The organism is Caulobacter sp. ErkDOM-E (assembly GCF_048541895.1).
Classification (GTDB): Bacteria; Pseudomonadota; Alphaproteobacteria; order Caulobacterales; family Caulobacteraceae; genus Caulobacter.
The window spans coordinates 3,868,920-3,883,895 of record NZ_CP183331.1 but is presented as its reverse complement, the minus strand read 5'-3'; the positions used below and the strand labels follow the sequence as shown (position 1 = coordinate 3,883,895).

Annotated in this window: 10 protein-coding genes; 1 reads left to right on the top strand and 9 read right to left on the bottom strand. The window is 68.2% G+C overall.

Annotated elements, in window-relative coordinates; all coding sequences use genetic code 11:
- Positions 1 to 121 precede the first annotated feature (121 nt).
- The 8 genes from dapD to ACN2C7_RS18920 all read right to left on the bottom strand — a co-directional run bounded on the left by dapD (position 122) and on the right by ACN2C7_RS18920 (position 10,585).
- Complete coding sequence (gene dapD / locus ACN2C7_RS18955) at positions 122 to 967, bottom strand: 2,3,4,5-tetrahydropyridine-2,6-dicarboxylate N-succinyltransferase (protein WP_419319024.1); 846 nt, start codon at positions 965 to 967, stop codon at positions 122 to 124.
- On the bottom strand, positions 964 to 1,641 hold the full coding sequence (locus ACN2C7_RS18950; RefSeq protein ID WP_419319023.1) for a pyrimidine 5'-nucleotidase: 678 nt from the start codon (positions 1,639 to 1,641) through the stop codon (positions 964 to 966). Before ACN2C7_RS18950 ends, dapD begins: the two co-directional genes overlap by 4 nt.
- Entirely contained in the window at positions 1,638 to 2,552 is a 915-nt protein-coding gene (gene argB / locus ACN2C7_RS18945; protein WP_419253966.1) for an acetylglutamate kinase, read from the bottom strand. The genes ACN2C7_RS18950 and argB overlap by 4 nt, the downstream gene beginning before the upstream one ends.
- Positions 2,553 to 2,636: 84 nt before the next feature.
- Entirely contained in the window at positions 2,637 to 3,101 is a 465-nt protein-coding gene (locus ACN2C7_RS18940) for a response regulator (protein ID WP_419319022.1), read from the bottom strand.
- An 18-nt stretch (positions 3,102 to 3,119) separates the two neighbouring features.
- Positions 3,120 to 4,253, bottom strand: coding sequence for a PAS domain-containing protein (locus ACN2C7_RS18935; protein ID WP_419319021.1), 1,134 nt, complete (start codon positions 4,251 to 4,253; stop codon positions 3,120 to 3,122).
- 156 nt (positions 4,254 to 4,409) lie between these two features.
- Complete coding sequence (locus ACN2C7_RS18930; RefSeq protein ID WP_419319020.1) at positions 4,410 to 5,462, bottom strand: sulfate ABC transporter substrate-binding protein; 1,053 nt, start codon at positions 5,460 to 5,462, stop codon at positions 4,410 to 4,412.
- Positions 5,463 to 5,491: 29 nt separating this feature from the next.
- Positions 5,492 to 7,024: an OprO/OprP family phosphate-selective porin gene (locus ACN2C7_RS18925; RefSeq protein WP_419319019.1), complete on the bottom strand. Its 1,533-nt coding sequence runs from the start codon at positions 7,022 to 7,024 to the stop codon at positions 5,492 to 5,494.
- 318 nt (positions 7,025 to 7,342) lie between these two features.
- Positions 7,343 to 10,585 (bottom strand): autotransporter domain-containing protein, encoded by a 3,243-nt coding sequence (locus ACN2C7_RS18920; RefSeq protein ID WP_419319018.1) that lies wholly within the window; start codon positions 10,583 to 10,585, stop codon positions 7,343 to 7,345.
- A gap of 179 nt (positions 10,586 to 10,764) precedes the next feature.
- Here ACN2C7_RS18920 and ACN2C7_RS18915 point away from each other — a divergent pair, with 179 nt between their 5' ends.
- Positions 10,765 to 12,171 carry a sensor histidine kinase gene (locus ACN2C7_RS18915; protein ID WP_419319017.1) on the top strand — a complete coding sequence of 469 codons (1,407 nt, stop codon included), beginning with the start codon at positions 10,765 to 10,767 and terminating at the stop codon, positions 12,169 to 12,171.
- 39 nt (positions 12,172 to 12,210) lie between these two features.
- Here ACN2C7_RS18915 and ACN2C7_RS18910 read toward each other — a convergent pair whose 3' ends face one another.
- On the bottom strand, positions 12,211 to 14,790 hold the full coding sequence (locus ACN2C7_RS18910) for a hypothetical protein (protein WP_419319016.1): 2,580 nt from the start codon (positions 14,788 to 14,790) through the stop codon (positions 12,211 to 12,213).
- Positions 14,791 to 14,976 lie beyond the last annotated feature (186 nt).

Genomic DNA, 14,976 nt, shown 5'->3' with positions numbered 1-14,976 from the left:
TTGAGGGGCGGGACATGTTTATTGGGGTGGGGCCCAGAACACTCCGGTCGCCAAGTTTCCGAGTCCTCTATGAGGTTCGCGACCGAAAAATCTTCCTCTGGCACCTCTCGGTGCGAGAGCCTTAGTCCCGCAGCAGCTCGTTGATGCTGGTCTTCGACCGCGTCTGGGCGTCGACCGTCTTGACGATCACGGCGCAGTAGAGGCCTGGGCCGCCATTGGGATCGGGCAGATTGCCGGGCACCACGACGCTGTAGGGCGGCACCTTGCCGATGTGGATCTGGCCGGTCTTGCGATCGACGATCTTGGTCGAGGCGCTGATGAACACGCCCATCGACAGCACGCTGCCCTGGCCGACGATCACGCCTTCGACGACTTCGGAACGGGCGCCGATGAAGCAGTCGTCCTCGATGATGGTCGGGTTGGCCTGCAGGGGCTCCAGCACGCCGCCGATGCCGACGCCGCCCGACAGGTGGACGCGCTTGCCGATCTGGGCGCACGAGCCGACCGTCACCCAGGTGTCGACCATGGTCGCTTCATCGACAAAGGCGCCGATGTTCACGAACGACGGCATCAGGATGACGTTGCGGCCGATGAAGGCGCCGCGACGGACGATCGAGCCGGGCACGGCCCGGAAGCCGGCGGCCTCGAAATTGGGGGCGTCCCAGCCGTCGAACTTGTTGGGCACCTTGTCCCACCACGGACCCACCGCGCCGCCCAGGGTTCCGGCGCGCATGACGGTGTTGGGGTTGAGGCGGAAGGACAGCAGCACAGCCTTCTTCAGCCACTGGTGGGTCGTCCATTCGCCGTCGATCTTTTCCGACACCCGCACCTTGCCGGCGTCGATCAGCAGCAGGGCCTCCTCGACCGCCGTGCGGACGGGGCCGGTGGTGGCGGTGGAGACGCCGTCGCGGGCTTCCCAGGCGGCTTCGATCTCGGTCTGCAGATCAGAGAGGCTGACGGTGGTCATGCGTTCAGGTCCTTCAGGCGCGCCGAGGTCAGGAACCCGGCGAGGTCGTGCGTGCGGTGGTGGACGAAGTCGGCGGTCGAGGCGGCCGCATGGGCGCCGACCAGCACCGTGGTCATGCCCAGCACAGCGGCGGGGGCCAGGTTCTTCTCGCTGTCCTCGAAGAAGGCGGTGACGGGCGAGGTCAGGGCATGGCGCGAGACGATCTTCTCGAAGGTCGCCATGGCCGGCTTGGGCAGATAGTCGGCCGTCTCGATAGCGAAGACGTCCTCGAACAGATGGTCCAGGCCCAGATGGCCCAGAACGCGCTCGGCGTGGCCCAGCGAGCCGTTGGTGAAGATCAGGCGGCGGCCGGGCAGAGCGTCGATCGCCGCGCGCAGGACGGGATCGGGGATCAGGCGATCCATCGAGACGTCATGCACCTCGTCGAGGAACGCCTTGGGCGCGATGCCGTGGTTGGCCATCAGTCCGGCCAGGGTGGTGCCGTGCTCGTGATAGTACTTCTTCTGGATCGCGCGGGCCTCTTCGCGGGGCAGGCCGGTGGCCCGCTCCATGAAGTCGGTCATCTTGCCCTCGATCAGGGCCATGTATTCGCACTCGGCGGGATACAGGGTGTTGTCGAGATCGAAGAGCCAGGTTTCGACGTGAGCGAGGTCTGGGGACAGGACAGGGCTCATTTCGAGATCAGCGTACCGGCGCCGTGCTCGCTGAACAGCTCCACCAGCATGGCGTGGGGCCGGCGGCCATCCAGGATGACCACGGCCTCGACGCCCGATTCCACGGCGTGGATGGCGTTTTCCAGCTTCGGGATCATGCCGCCGCTGGCGACGCCGCTGTCGATCAGGGCGCGGGCCTCGTCCAGGGTCATCTGACGGATCAGCTTGCCGTCGGCGTCCAGCACTCCGGCGATGTCGGTCAGCATCAGCATGCGCTTGGCCTTCAGCGCGCCGGCCAGGGCGCCGGCCACGGTGTCGGCGTTGATGTTGAAGGTCTGGCCGGCCTCGGACACGCCGATCGGGGCGATGACGGGGATGTAGTCGGTCTCCGACGACAGCAGGGCCTGGATGATGTGCGGATCGACCTTGGTCGGCTCGCCCACGAAGCCCAGGTCGACGACCTGTTCGATATTGCTGTCAGGGTCGCGCTTGGTGCGGGTCACCTTTTCGGCGGTGATCATCCGGGCGTCCTTGCCCGACAGGCCCACGCCCCGGACGTCGGCTTCGGCGCCGGCCAGGGTGATCCAGTTGGCGATTTCCTTGTTGATGGCGCCCGACAGCACCATCTCGGCCACTTCCATGGTCGCTTCGTCGGTGACGCGCAGGCCGTCGACGAAGGTCGACTTGACGCCGGCCCGCTCGAGCATGCGGCTGATCTGCGGACCGCCGCCGTGCACCACCACCGGATGGACGCCCAGCAGCTTCAAAAGCACCGCGTCGGCGGCGAAGACCTTGGCGACGTCTTCCTGACCCATGGCGTGACCGCCGTATTTGATCACCACCGTCTCGCGGTCATAGATCTGGATGTAGGGCAGGGCCTCGGCCAGGGTCTTGGCGGTGGCCCAGCCCGCTTCCTCGGCGGCGTCGGTCAAGGTTGCGGATCCTGTGCGAAAAGGGCGGGTCTCGATAGCGGACCCCGCCCCCCCTGTCATCCAAAACAGCAGGGCCAGAGAGGATCAGCCGGCCTTGGGCTGGTCGAAAAGGCCCCACAGCGCCAGATAGTCCGGCGACAGGGTCAGGCCGATCGGCGGCGGGCCGGGCGCGCGGCCGCGGCGCATGCAGTGGGTCAGATATTCCAGGGCCGTCTTCACGCCATGTCCGGAATAGGGCTTGCCGATCACGCCGCAGGCGCCGGCGAAGTCAGCGGGCAGGCGCTTGACGTTGGCGGTCATGAACAGGGCCAGGGCGCCGCAGTCGTCGTGAATGCGGCGCGCCACGTCCACGCCCGTGGGGCCATCGCACAGATGCACGTCGACCAGGGCCAGATCCGGCTGCAGGTCGCGGGCCAGGGTCAGGGCCTCGTCCGAACTCATGGCGTGACCCACCAGGCAGCAACCGGCTTCCTCGAGCAGGAATTCCAGCTCCGTGGCGAGGAGAACCTCGTCTTCGACAATCAGAACGCCGAGCGGTTGCTCGTTCATCACTCATCCTCGCCCGTACTACTGAGGCGCGCCGTTCATGGGCAGGTTGATCACAACGCGCGTGCCTGGGGAGGCGTCCGTCGTCAGGCACTTCGCCTTCAGCTGCTGGCACAGCAGCTGAACGATCGTGAGTCCAAACCCGGACGACCTCGTTGAAGTCTCCACCCCAACGCCGTCATCGGTGATTTCGATCCGGAACGCGCCGTCGATTCGACGGATGCCGACAAAGACTCGTCCTGAACGGCCTTCCACAAAGGCGTGGCGCATGGTGTTGGACAGCAGTTCGCTGATCACCAGGGCCAGGGGCGCGGCCTTGGCGGCGTCCACATCCACCCGTTCCAGGTCGAGGCTGAACTGGATATCGTCGCGGCCCGACGCGCCGATCACGTCGGCCACCAGGTCGCGCACGAAGGCCGAGACGTCGAAGCGTTCGACATCGTCGCTCTGGAACAGGCGCCGGTGCACGGTGGCGATGGCGCTGACCCGGTCCAGCATGCCGCGCAGGGCCTGCTTCACGGCCGGGTCGGCCACCCGCCGGTTCTGCAGCAGCAGCAGCGAGGAGATGAGCTGGAGGTTGTTCTTGACCCGGTGATCCACCTCGTGGAGCAGGGCGGTTTTCTGCTCCAGGGCCTGGGTCAGCGCCTGGGTGCGCTCGGCGACCAGCTGTTCGAGATCATGCTGCCTTTCGTTCCACTGGAATTCGACACGCTTCTTGTCGCTGATATCCAGCTGCGAGCCGAAAAAGTGGGTGATGGCTCCGCTGCTGTCGCGCACCGGGCTGAGATAAAGGGCGTTCCAGAAGGGCGACCCGTCCTTGCGATAGTTCAAGAGTTCGCAGGCGATATCCTGGCCCGCGCTGATCGCCGCGCGCAGTCTCGCGCGTTCCAGCGGATCAGTGTCAACGCCTTGCAGGAACCGGCAATTGCGACCGATCACCTCGTCGCGGCCATAGCCGGTCAGGCGCAGGAAGGCGTCGTTGGCGAAGATGATGGGGTTGTCGGCCTGGGTGGCGTCGGTGACGATCGTGGCCATGGGCATGGACCGGATCGCCGTGGCGAACGGATCTTCGGCCCCGTGACTGGCCGCCAGAGCATCGGCGGCGCGCAGGGATTGCGAATAGTCTGTCATGCGACCGCCCGGCTCGACATCCATCAGCTCCCACCCGCCTCAACGTACCGACCTCGTGCCGGTTCCGGATCGTGTCAGCTGGCCAACAGTCTCCCAAAACAGGCGCGGCGTGAACCCGCTTCGGATTCACGCCGCGCGCGCGGGACGACAAAGGGGAGGATGAGCGTTCCGCGATGGCGGTTACCTGGGCTGGTAGATCTTGTCGAAGACGCCGCCGTCGGCGAAGTGCGTGGCATGCGCCGTCTTCCAGCCGCCGAAGGTGTCGTCGATGGTGACCAGCGGGATCTTCTTGAACTTGCCGGCATATTTGGCCGCCGCGCCCGCATTGCGCGGGCGGTAGTGGTGCTTGCCGATCAGGTCCTGGGCCAGGGGGCTGTAGAGGAAGTTCAGATAGCCCTGGGCGGCCAGGCGGGTCTTGTGGCGCTCGACGTTCTTGTCGACGATCGCAACGGGCGGCTCGGCCAGGATCGACAGCGACGGATAGACGATGTCGAACTTGCCCGGCAGTTCTTCCTGCGCAAGGTAGGCCTCGTTCTCCCATGACAGCAGCACATCGCCGATGCCGCGCTGGCTGAAGGTGGTGGTGGCGCCGCGCGCGCCGGTGTCGAGGACCGGCACGTTCTTGAACAGTTGCTCGACAAAGGCCTGGGCCTTGGCCGGGTTGCCGCCGGGCTGCTTCAGCGCCCAGGCCCAGGCGGCCAGATAGTTCCAGCGCGCCCCGCCCGAGGTCTTGGGGTTGGGGGTGATGACCTCGATGCCTGGCTTTACCAGGTCGCTCCAGTCCCGGATCTTCCACGGGTTGCCCTTGCGGACCATGAACACGATGGTCGAGGTATAGGGCGTGGAGTTTTGCGGCAGGCGCGACTGCCAGTTGGCGGGCAGCAGCTTGGCCCGGGTGGCGATCTCGTCGATGTCATAGGCCAGCGCCAGGGTGACGACATCGGCCTGCAGGCCGTCGATCACCGAGCGGGCCTGCTTGCCCGAACCGCCATGGCTCTGGTTGATGGTCAGGGTCTGGCCGACCTTTTCCTTCCAGTACTTGGCGTAGGCGGCGTTGATGTCCTTGTAGAGCTCACGCGTCGGGTCGTAGCTGACGTTCAGCAGGGTCAGGCCCCTGACGCCCTGCGCCTGGCTCTGGCCGGCGATCAGGGCCGGCGCGGCGAAGGCCGCCGCGCCGGCTGATGCTGCGCCAAGGACGCCCCGACGCGTGGGTTTCTCGAAACGACGGGTCATGGGGCATCCTTGGGTTGGCGGGGTTTGGGTTAGAACGCGTACTGGGTTCGCAGCGACCAGATATCCAGGTCCTGGCCGACCTGGGCGCCGGCGACCGGGGTCGACCCGGCGACGAAGGCCGTGCCGCCCGGCGACAGGCGACGGACCTCGACATTGCGATAGGCGCCCGACACCGTAACGACGTTGTTCAGGTACCAGTTCACGCCCAGCGACAGGATATTCTGCTCGCCGCCGCGGATCGCACCGGGCAGGGCCGGGTTGCCCGGGCCGCCGGCCAGGTGGTTCAGGTCGAAGGTCGAGTAGCGGGCGGCCAGTTCGACCGCGCCCCACTGGGCCTTCTTGGGATTGAACGGCTTGGCCGGACGCGGATTGTCAAAGCCGGCGGTGGCGATGTTGTAGCGACGCGGCTCGCCGGTCAGGGTCCAGCCGGCCTGGACGTACCAGCCGTCGAACTTCGGGTCGCTCAGGGCGCCGGTGCGACGCTCGACATCGATCTGGAAATACTCGGCCTGGGCGTAGAGGTTCTTGTGCTGGGCGCCCAGTTCCAGGCCCAGGGCGGTGACGCCGTCGGCGTCGATATTGCCGGTGTCGATCAGGCGCGTGCCGTCGACCCGCAGCTCCGGACGATCGCGCAGGCGGACATTGGTCACGGCGCCGCCGGCCGAGGCCACGTCCGGACCGCCGGCGGCCGGGTCGATGATCAGGTTGGCGTTGGCGCCGACATGGATCAGCCAGTCCTTGCCCTTGAACGGCACATAGGCCACGCGGCCGACAAAGCCGAGCTGCTCGTCATAGGTCTGGGTGGTGACGGTGTTGCCGGTGACGGCGGCCGAGACATTCCAGCGCTCGCCATTGGCCAGCAGGCCGACAGCCGCGCGGCCGTCGCCGCCGGCCAGGCCGCGCACGGTCTCGGCGACCGAGGCGCGCTCGACGAACAGCGAGCCGGTGTTGTTGGAGGCGTCTTCCAGGCTGGTGACCGGGGCGTAGATGCCGGCGCGGACCTTCACGGGATAGCCGCTGTATTGCACCCAGGCCGAAGAGATCTTGCCGGCCTCTTCTGTGCCCGAACCGCCGAAGTCATAGACCATGTTGTAGTCGAAGGCGCCGAAGGCCTTGCCCTCGATGCCGATGCGGGCGCGGCGGACGTTGGCGCCGTCGCCCAGGTCGCGGGCGCGATCGTTTTCGGCGGCGTCGCCGAACGAGCCGCGGCGGAAGTCCGTCGACAGCGGGCCGGCGTCGCGCTGGTCATAGAGCGCCGCGTCGGCCTGGAAGATGCCGCGGAACGACACCGAGAACGCGCCGTCGCCGGTGGCGATGGTCGGGCGGGAATTGGCCAGGGTGACGGTGGTGGCCGACTGGGCGGAGCGGACGTCCTTGACGTTGGCGGCGGTGGCGGCCTTCAGGTCGGCGATCTGGCCGGACAGGGCGGCCAGCTGGGCTTCCAGAGCGGCGATGCGGGCTTCGGAGTCCTGGGCGGTCTGGGCGTTGGCGGCGCCGGCCATGGTCAGGAACGAAACGCCGGCGATCAGCGCGGTTCGCAGGGTGGTCTTGTTGGTCGTCATCGTATTCCCCTTTCGGCCCGCCTCGGCGGCCCGTCCTGCTTGAGCTAGGGAAAACGATTATTCCTAGCCCGTGAATAGAGATTAGAAAAGCCGGCCGTGAGAAAAACTGCAGGCGCGGCTCAGCCTTCCGGCGAAGGCCGAAAAAACTTCAGTCGACACAACGAGATATCGCTTAACGAGCCGTTAGTTCTTCCGGGACAATTCGTCACAGTCCAGCTTGTCCGGGCGCCCAAAACGAAAAACCTCCCGCCGCGGGGTGCGCGACGGGAGGTCTGAAATCGATAGCCTTGCGCCCGGGCCGGGCGTCTGGATGCCGGGTTAGAACATCGACCGGCCGGAGAGGCGCAGGTTGTAGCGCTTCTGTTTCTTGGCGGCTTCGACGCCGCCTTCGAGGGCCAGATACGACATCGGCGTGCCCGCCTTGATCGCAAAGCCCAAGGTCGCGGCGCCCTGCTTGTCGTCGAGGGCGGCCAGGGTGAAGGGGTTGCCGTTCTTGAACCGGGCGACCGTGTCGCCGGTTTCGCCGGCCAGAGTCTGGCGATAGCCGACCCGCACTTCCGGGCGCCACCAGACGTCCTTGCCGAAGTCGGCGCCGAAGGCGATGCCGAACTCGCCGCTCAGATTGCTGGAGGTGCGCTCCTCGACGGTCAGGTCGAAGCCCGCGCCGCCGCCGGCTTCCTTGCGTTCGCCCTCGCGCAGCCAGACATAGTCGACCCGGCCTTCAGGACGGACATAGTAGCGGCCGAACTTCTGCTCGTAGCCCGCGCCGGCGAAGGCGTTCAGGGTCGCGCCGTTCCAGTCGGCGCTGTTGGCCAGGATCAGGTCGGCCACGCCGTCGGCATTGGCGTCCGGCGCGATGAAGCGACGATCGCCGGTGAACCAGCCAAAGCCGCCGCCGCCGCCGGCGTTCAGGCGCCAGCCGCCGACCGACCGGCGCCAATAGGCGCCGCCCTGCACGAACGAGGCGGTGGTCTGCTCGCCGACCTTGGCGACGATGTCGTGTTCCTCGACGTTCACATAGGCCAGGGTCAGGCCCAGGGCCCCGCCCGCGTCGCCCATGGCCTCATAGCCGGCCACGAAGCCGAAGGCCTGGTTGTCTGAGCCCGCCGTGTCGCCGGCGTCGCGACGGACCAGCGAGTTGATTTCCTGGATCCACAGGCTGTCGGGGCCATAGCGCTCGCCCGGATCGGGCCGCACGGCGGTGGCCGCCGAGATCATCTGGTTGGCCGCCTGCAGCGACGAGAACAGGCCCTCGCCCTGGTCGGGCAGCATCTGGTCGTACAGGCCCAGGAAGCCGTCCTTGCCGTTCTGGGCCAGGAAGGTGGTCGACAGGTCCTTGTTGTCGCCCAGGGCCGTGAACACCGCGTCATAGGCGCCGGCCTGCGAGCGGCTCATGCCGATCTCGGCGGCCGAGCGGCGACGCACATCGATATAGACGTTGTTGGCGTCGGCCCGGCTGGAAGCGACATAGAGATAGGGCGAATCGGCCAGCAGGGCCTGGCCGATCGAGCCGACCGTCAGGCTGCCCGCCGAGATCACCGTGTAGGCGGTGGGCTGCTTGACCAGACCGGTCAGGCGGATGCCCAGCTCGGCGCCGCTGGCGATGGTGGCCGCGCCGGAGACCTGCAGCTTGGTGTTGGTCCCGGCCGTCGGATCGGCGGTGAACAGGATCTTGCCGGTCGAGCCGACATTGAGGCTGGTGGCGTTGATCGTGGCGGCGTTGGAGATGCCCAGGCTGCCCTTGCCGATCGTGATCGCCAGCTTGCCGTCGGAGTCGGTCAGAGCGCCCAGCACCAGCGAGCCGTTGTCGACCACGAACGTATCGGCGCCCGCGCCGAACGAGATGTCGCCGATGACGGTGCCGTTCAGCACCCTGAAGGTATCCGCGCCCGAGCCGAAGCGGATCGCGCCCAGCATCGAGGGCTCGTCGCCGTCGTCGACGCCGTCGCCGTCCGCGTCTGGGTCGGCCACGCCGTCGGCGCCGTCGTCGCCGTCGGCCAGGCCGGCCTGGACCAGGGTCACGCCGGTGGTGTTGCGGCTGACGTCGATGGCCACCGACTTGCCGGTCACCGTCTCGTTGCCGGGCAGCAGGTCAGTATCGTCGGTGTCGGCCGCGTCATCGGTCGCCACGACCGAGGTCGAGATCTTGCCGTTGTTGGTGATGGTGGTCAGCAGGCCCGAATAGTCGACGACGCCATAGGCGTTGCCCTTTTCGCCGCCGACCGTCGAGGTGATCGCCCCGTCGTTGCGGAAGGTGGTCATCGAAGCGCCGGCGTCGATGGCGACGGCCCGCGAATCGAAGGCGCCTTCAGACACCGTGAAGACCGACATCGAGCCCTGGTTCCACAGGGTGGGAACGCTGGCCCCGGCCTTGAGATGCACGCCCGTGGCGTTGGCCTCATAGGCGCTGGAGGCCAGGGTCGAGGACAGCTTGACGCCGCCCGCCAGGGTGGTCGCCTGGCCCGCATTGCCGCCGATCTGGATGGCCGTGGCGGAGACGCCGTCAAAGACGCCGGCGGCGCTGATCGCGCCGCGCACGACCAGACCATAGGCGTTGTCGCCGGTTCCGACAGCGCCCAGGGTGACCGTGCGGGTGTCGGAGCCGATCAGCAGGGCGGGAGCCGCGCCGAACGTGGTCAGGGCGGCGGCGCCTTCGCTGGCGTCGGCAATGCCGTCGCCGTCTTCGTCGGGCTTGGTGGTGTCAGTGTCCTTGGGCGGGATGTCCAGCAGCACGCCGCCGGCCACATTGGCGGTGACGCGCACGGCCGAGCCGCCCTGCAGCAGATCGTCGGCGTCCAGCTTGGCGCGGTCCGCCGCGAGCGGGGGGCGCGTGGTGTAGCGATAGCCGGTGGCGTTGACGCCGCCCTGCACCACGAAGGCGCCGCTGACATCGCCGTCGATCGCGACGCCGACCGAGTTCTTGCCGATCACCGAGACGCCGCCATTGACGGTGACCTTGCCGGTGACGGGGGCGGCGACGCGGATGCCGGCGCCGTTGTCGCCCAGCACATTGATCGTGCCGTTGTTGGTGAAGTTACCGGTCAGGGCGCTTTCCAGCGACACGCCGGCCGAGGTGTTGCCCTCGATCGTGATGACGCCGTTGGTCTCATTGACGATGTTGCCGGTGAAGGCGCCGGGGCCCGTCAGGCGGATGCCGAAGCGGTTGGAGCCGGTGGCGAAGGGGCCGTCGGTGTCAGTGTCGGAATCGGTGTCGGTGGGCGTGTAGTCTTCGTTCAGGGTGATCGCGGCGCCGTTGCTCACCGAGCCGGTCTTGCCGCCCAGGATCAGGATGCCGGTCGAGTTGTTGACGCCGACCGTGGCCAGGGTCCCCAGGCTGGTGACCTTGTGGTTGCTGTCCAGCGTGATCAGCGCCCCGGCGGTGGTCGGCTTGATCGAGCCGTCCGCCGTCACCCTTACGTCGTCGGCCGCGCCATTGTTGGCGGTCGACGTCGCGATCGGCGTGGTGCGGGCTGTCGTGACAGAGGTTTCAGCATAAGCGCCAAACGCCAAAGCCAGGAGAGGAGCGGCTGCGACTGTCGCGACCAGGACCTTGCGCTGCATTACGAACAACCACCTTGGATAAGAACCCAGCCCCTAACTTGCGTCACGTTGCGGCGAAATTGCGGTGAGCAACGTCAACGACACGCATTAGAGCGGCCAACCGTCTATCGCATGGCATGCCGGGGCGCCATATCTGGTTCGTCGAATCCCCTCAGCGGCGAAAAACGAGGCACTGGTCCATGTCGCCGGAGAAATATTCAGTCCCCCTGGTCTCGCGCCTGCTGGGCGGCGCCGCCCTGCCTCTGATCGTCGGGCCCGCCGCGATTCTGACCCTGGCGGCCACCGGCGCCGCGCAGATGGGTCCCGCCCTCGTGGCCGCCATGGCCACGGCTGCAGGCGGGCTCTATCTCAGCGCCAGGCACCGGGCGTCGCAGGCGCGCCAGCGTCCGGTCGCCACCCTTGCCCCTGTCGCCGAGCGCAGCGGACCGCCCTACGGGGTGATTCTGGAGCGCCTGCCTGATCCGCTGATGGTGATCGCCGGCGAAGAGGCCGACGATCTGACCGGCCGCCGCTTCGTGTTCGCCAATGCCGCCGCCCGCGAGCTTTTCCGGATCCAGCGCGAGGGGACCCTGCTGGTCACCGCCGTCCGCAACCCCCAGGTGCTGGAGGCGGTTGACGAGGCCCTGTTCGGCGGCATCGAGCGGGCCGTGGAATATGAGACCGGCGGAACCCAGGGGCGTTCGTGGATCGCCCTGGCCCGGCCGCTGAGTGGCGGGCCCGAGGCGGCGCGCCTCGCGATGCTGGTGCTGCGCGACGAGACCGACGCGCGCCGCAGCGAGCGCACCCGCGCCGACTTCCTGGCCAATGCCAGCCACGAGCTGCGCACGCCCCTGGCCTCGCTGTCCGGCTTCATCGAGACCCTGCGCGGCCATGCCAAGGACGATCCCGGCGCGCGCGACAAGTTCCTGGGCATCATGCTGGCCCAGGCCGAACGGATGTCGCGGCTGATCGACGACCTGATGAGCCTGTCGCGCATCGAGCTGAACGAACACATCGCGCCGCTGGGCCGGGTGGACCTGGCCATGGCCGCCATCGACGTGATCGACGCCCTCGCGCCCCAGGCCAAGGAAAAGGGGGTCGGCTTCGATCCCGTCCTGCCGCCGCGCGGCGCGGCCGTGGTCGAGGGCGACCGCGACCAGATCATCCAGGTGATCCAGAACCTGATCGACAACGCCATCAAATATACCCCCCGCGACGGGGTGGTGCGCGTCGAGATCTATCCGGGGCTGTCGGCCGACGCGGCGGCGACCCCGCGTGATCCTGGCGCGGCGCGGATGTCGCTGCTGACCCCCGACCACGCGGCCGGCGAGCGCTATGCGGCCTTGCGGGTCACCGACCGGGGGCCGGGCCTGGCCCGCGAGCACCTGCCGCGCCTGACCGAGCGCTTCTATCGCGTCGAGGGCCAAAAGAGCGGCGACCGTTCGGGCACCGGCCTGGGCCTGGCCATCGTCAAGCACATCATGAACCGCCACCGCGGCGGCCTGACGGTCGAGAGCGTGCTGGGCGATGGCGCGACCTTCGGGGTCTATCTGCCGATGGCCAAGGCCGTGGCCGAGCGCGCCGTGGTCGCCGAGGCGCAGGCCTGAGGCCCGCCTCCCGGAGCATCCGGGAAGCGGGCGCCGTCGTCAGAACAGCTTTCGCAGGGACACCCGCATCACCCGTCCGCGAGGATCCAGATAGTCCTCCTGATAGGTGATCGGCGTCGTGCCGTCCGGGGCGCGCACCGTCTGGCGGGCGTCGAACAGGTTGTCCACCGAGGCGCTGATCCGCGCGCCCCGGAAGAACGGCTTGCCGCGCAGGGCCGGCTGGGCCCCCAGATCGGCGAACAGGCGAAGGTTGACGGTGGTCAGTTCCGAGAACGACAGGTCCTGGGCGCCGACCGCGCCCGAGCCGCGCACGACGGTGCCTTCCTGCCAGCGGGCGTTGAAGCTGGCCCCCAGGCCGCTGCGCGAGAGATTGCCCTGGACGTCGATCTGGTTCTTCGGCGTACCGCCGCCCGAACCCAGCGAGGCGCCGTCCAGCAGATCCAGGGTCGGCAGGCCCGAGCGGATGGTGATCTCGTCGGTGAACTTGACGGTGTGATAGACGCCGATCTGGAACGTGCCAGCGCCGGGCGGCCCACCGCCCCCGCCAAAACCGCCGCCGAACCCGCCGCCGGGGCCGCCCGGGCCTCCGAACCCGCCAGGACCGCCGAAGCCGCCAAGGGCAGAGGCGGCGCCGGCGGACCGCGCGCCGCTGGCCGCCGTCTGGGGCGGCGGACCGTCACCAGCCGGGGGCGTGCGTTCGGTCGTGAGTTCCGGCCGGCCGGCGGTCTGTCCGGCCGGGGTCGCGCCCGAGCCCGCAGCCTGGGTCTGCCCTGGCGCCCGGGTCTGGGCCTGGGCCTGGGCCTCCAGCCTTTGCCGGAACTGGCCGGGCTGGGGCTGGGGGCCAAACGACTTGCTGAAGGTGAAGCCGGTGCGCAGCTCGTCGGTCTGGCGGCGGTCGAAATTGACCGGCCGCGCGTCGATCTGCACCAGCCGGCCTGACGCATTGCGCACGAAGCGCTCGGGGAAGGCGTCCTCGATCTGGCTGGTGGCCGTCGGGAAGCTGGAGATCAGGTCGTCGGTCCGGGAACGGGTATAGTTGGTCGTCAGGGTCAGGTTGGTCTTGTCGAACGGCTTGAGGCTCAGGCCCAGCTTGATGACCTGGCCTTCTTTCTCACGCAGCGCGCGATTGCCGCCGGTCAGGCGCGAGATCACCGCCGTTTCGCCGCGCCGGAAGTCATAGACCTGCACGCCGGGGGTCAACTGCTCGGGATCGCCGATCTGCTGCAGGCTGGGCGCGCCCTGGTCGCGGGTGACCGAGGCGATGATCCGCAGCTTCTCGATGGGTGACCAGTTGGCGCCGTAGCCGATCGTGGTCAGGGTTCCGAAGTCCGACAGCCTGTCGGCGGCGAGATTCAGGTTCAGCGACAGGTTGCCCAGTCCCGGCAGCACGTCGTTGCGCACGCTGGTCAGGGGCAGGTCGAAGTTCAGCTTGGCGCTGCCGATGTCGCGTGACAGCTCGCCCGACCGGGCGACCCCGGCCCTTACAGAGTCGCTCTCCAGCTTGACGGTCTCGAACCCGCCCGTGACCGTCGAGGTGACGGCGCCGGCTGGAATGCGCAGCAGGGTTCCGCTGAGATCGCCCTGGACATCGGCCGAGGTCGAGATCGAGTTGGAAATGTCACGATAGGCCAGGCCGCTGATCACCCGCTCGGTGGTGCTGTCATTGCTGGCGCGCTCGGCGTTGCCGGTGACGCTCCAGCGCCAGCCCTTGACGGCGCCGATCACGCCGCCGCCCAGATGGCCGGTCAGGCTTTCGGCCTGACGGCGCAGCGGACCGCTGGCCAGGGTGTTGAGGCCCAGCCAGCTGGTGGCGTCGCTGCCCTCGAGGCTGGCGTTGATCGTGCCCGACACCCCGTCCTTGATCGGACGCGACAGCACGCTGTTGAGCGCCCAGGTCGTCTGTTTGGGGATCAGGCTGCGGAAGACCGCGTCCGAGCGCGGCTGGTCCAGGTCGCGCTCGGCCTCATACAGGGCGCTCTGGTCGCTGACCTTGGCGTCGACCATCACGCGGGTGTCACGCTGGATGCGCAGGTGGTTGAGGCGCGCATCGACCGTATCGCCGCCGCCCGACTGGGTGGGCAGCTTGGCGCCGGCTTCGACCGTGGTGGCGCGGAAGCGGCGGCGCAGGACCAGGTTGATGACCTTCTGGTCGGCGCGATAGCCGTATTTCAGCGCGACCTCCTCGGGCAGGATGTCGACCCGGGCGATGGCTTCGGTGGGAAGGTCGCGCACCTCGCCGAAATTGGAGATGCGGCCGCCATTGACCAGGATCACCGGACGCCCGCCCGCCGCGCCGCCGCGGGCAGACGAGGTCTGGGGCTCCAGGGCGGTGATCAGTTCGGAAACCGTCGAGACGCCATAGGCGCGGATGTCGCGCGGCGACAGCTGCAGTTCCGGCGCAATGTCGCCGATCACCGCGCCGGGCTGCTGGCGCGAGGCGGTGACGGTCAGGGCGTCGACTTCATAGGCGTAGTCGTCCGCCTCGGGGGACGCGACCCCGGCGGCCGGCGCCGTGGCCTGCCGAGCCATGGCCGGGGCGGCCATCAGGGCGGCGCAGGCGCCCAGCATCAGGGCGGTTCGCAAACGGCGCGCCGCGCTGTCGTCGGGCTGGGGTGTCACACAGTTATTCAAGTCAGATCTCCAGACGGTCCCATGGCGCGAAAGAGGGGCGTGCGCCAGACAATGCGCGCCGGGACCTGCGCCGGAACGGTCATGCCGGAGCTTCGTTGCGTCGCGATTACAGGACGGCTTCGATCTGTTTCAGCTTGGCCACGTTGGCGGGGGGGGATCGGGGGCCGGCCGCTG

What these genes read in the sequence shown, in the direction of transcription:
- ACN2C7_RS18950 (WP_419319023.1), bottom strand. Translation starts at nt 1,641, where the DNA reads ATGAGCCCTGTCCTGTCCCCAGACCTCGCTCACGTCGAAACCTGGCTC.
- ACN2C7_RS18915 (WP_419319017.1), top strand. Translation starts at nt 10,765, where the DNA reads ATGTCGCCGGAGAAATATTCAGTCCCCCTGGTCTCGCGCCTGCTGGGC.
- ACN2C7_RS18925 (WP_419319019.1), bottom strand. Translation starts at nt 7,024, where the DNA reads ATGACGACCAACAAGACCACCCTGCGAACCGCGCTGATCGCCGGCGTT.
- ACN2C7_RS18935 (WP_419319021.1), bottom strand. Translation starts at nt 4,253, where the DNA reads ATGGATGTCGAGCCGGGCGGTCGCATGACAGACTATTCGCAATCCCTG.
- ACN2C7_RS18920 (WP_419319018.1), bottom strand. Translation starts at nt 10,585, where the DNA reads ATGCAGCGCAAGGTCCTGGTCGCGACAGTCGCAGCCGCTCCTCTCCTG.
- ACN2C7_RS18940 (WP_419319022.1), bottom strand. Translation starts at nt 3,101, where the DNA reads ATGAACGAGCAACCGCTCGGCGTTCTGATTGTCGAAGACGAGGTTCTC.
- ACN2C7_RS18930 (WP_419319020.1), bottom strand. Translation starts at nt 5,462, where the DNA reads ATGACCCGTCGTTTCGAGAAACCCACGCGTCGGGGCGTCCTTGGCGCA.
- dapD (WP_419319024.1), bottom strand. Translation starts at nt 967, where the DNA reads ATGACCACCGTCAGCCTCTCTGATCTGCAGACCGAGATCGAAGCCGCC.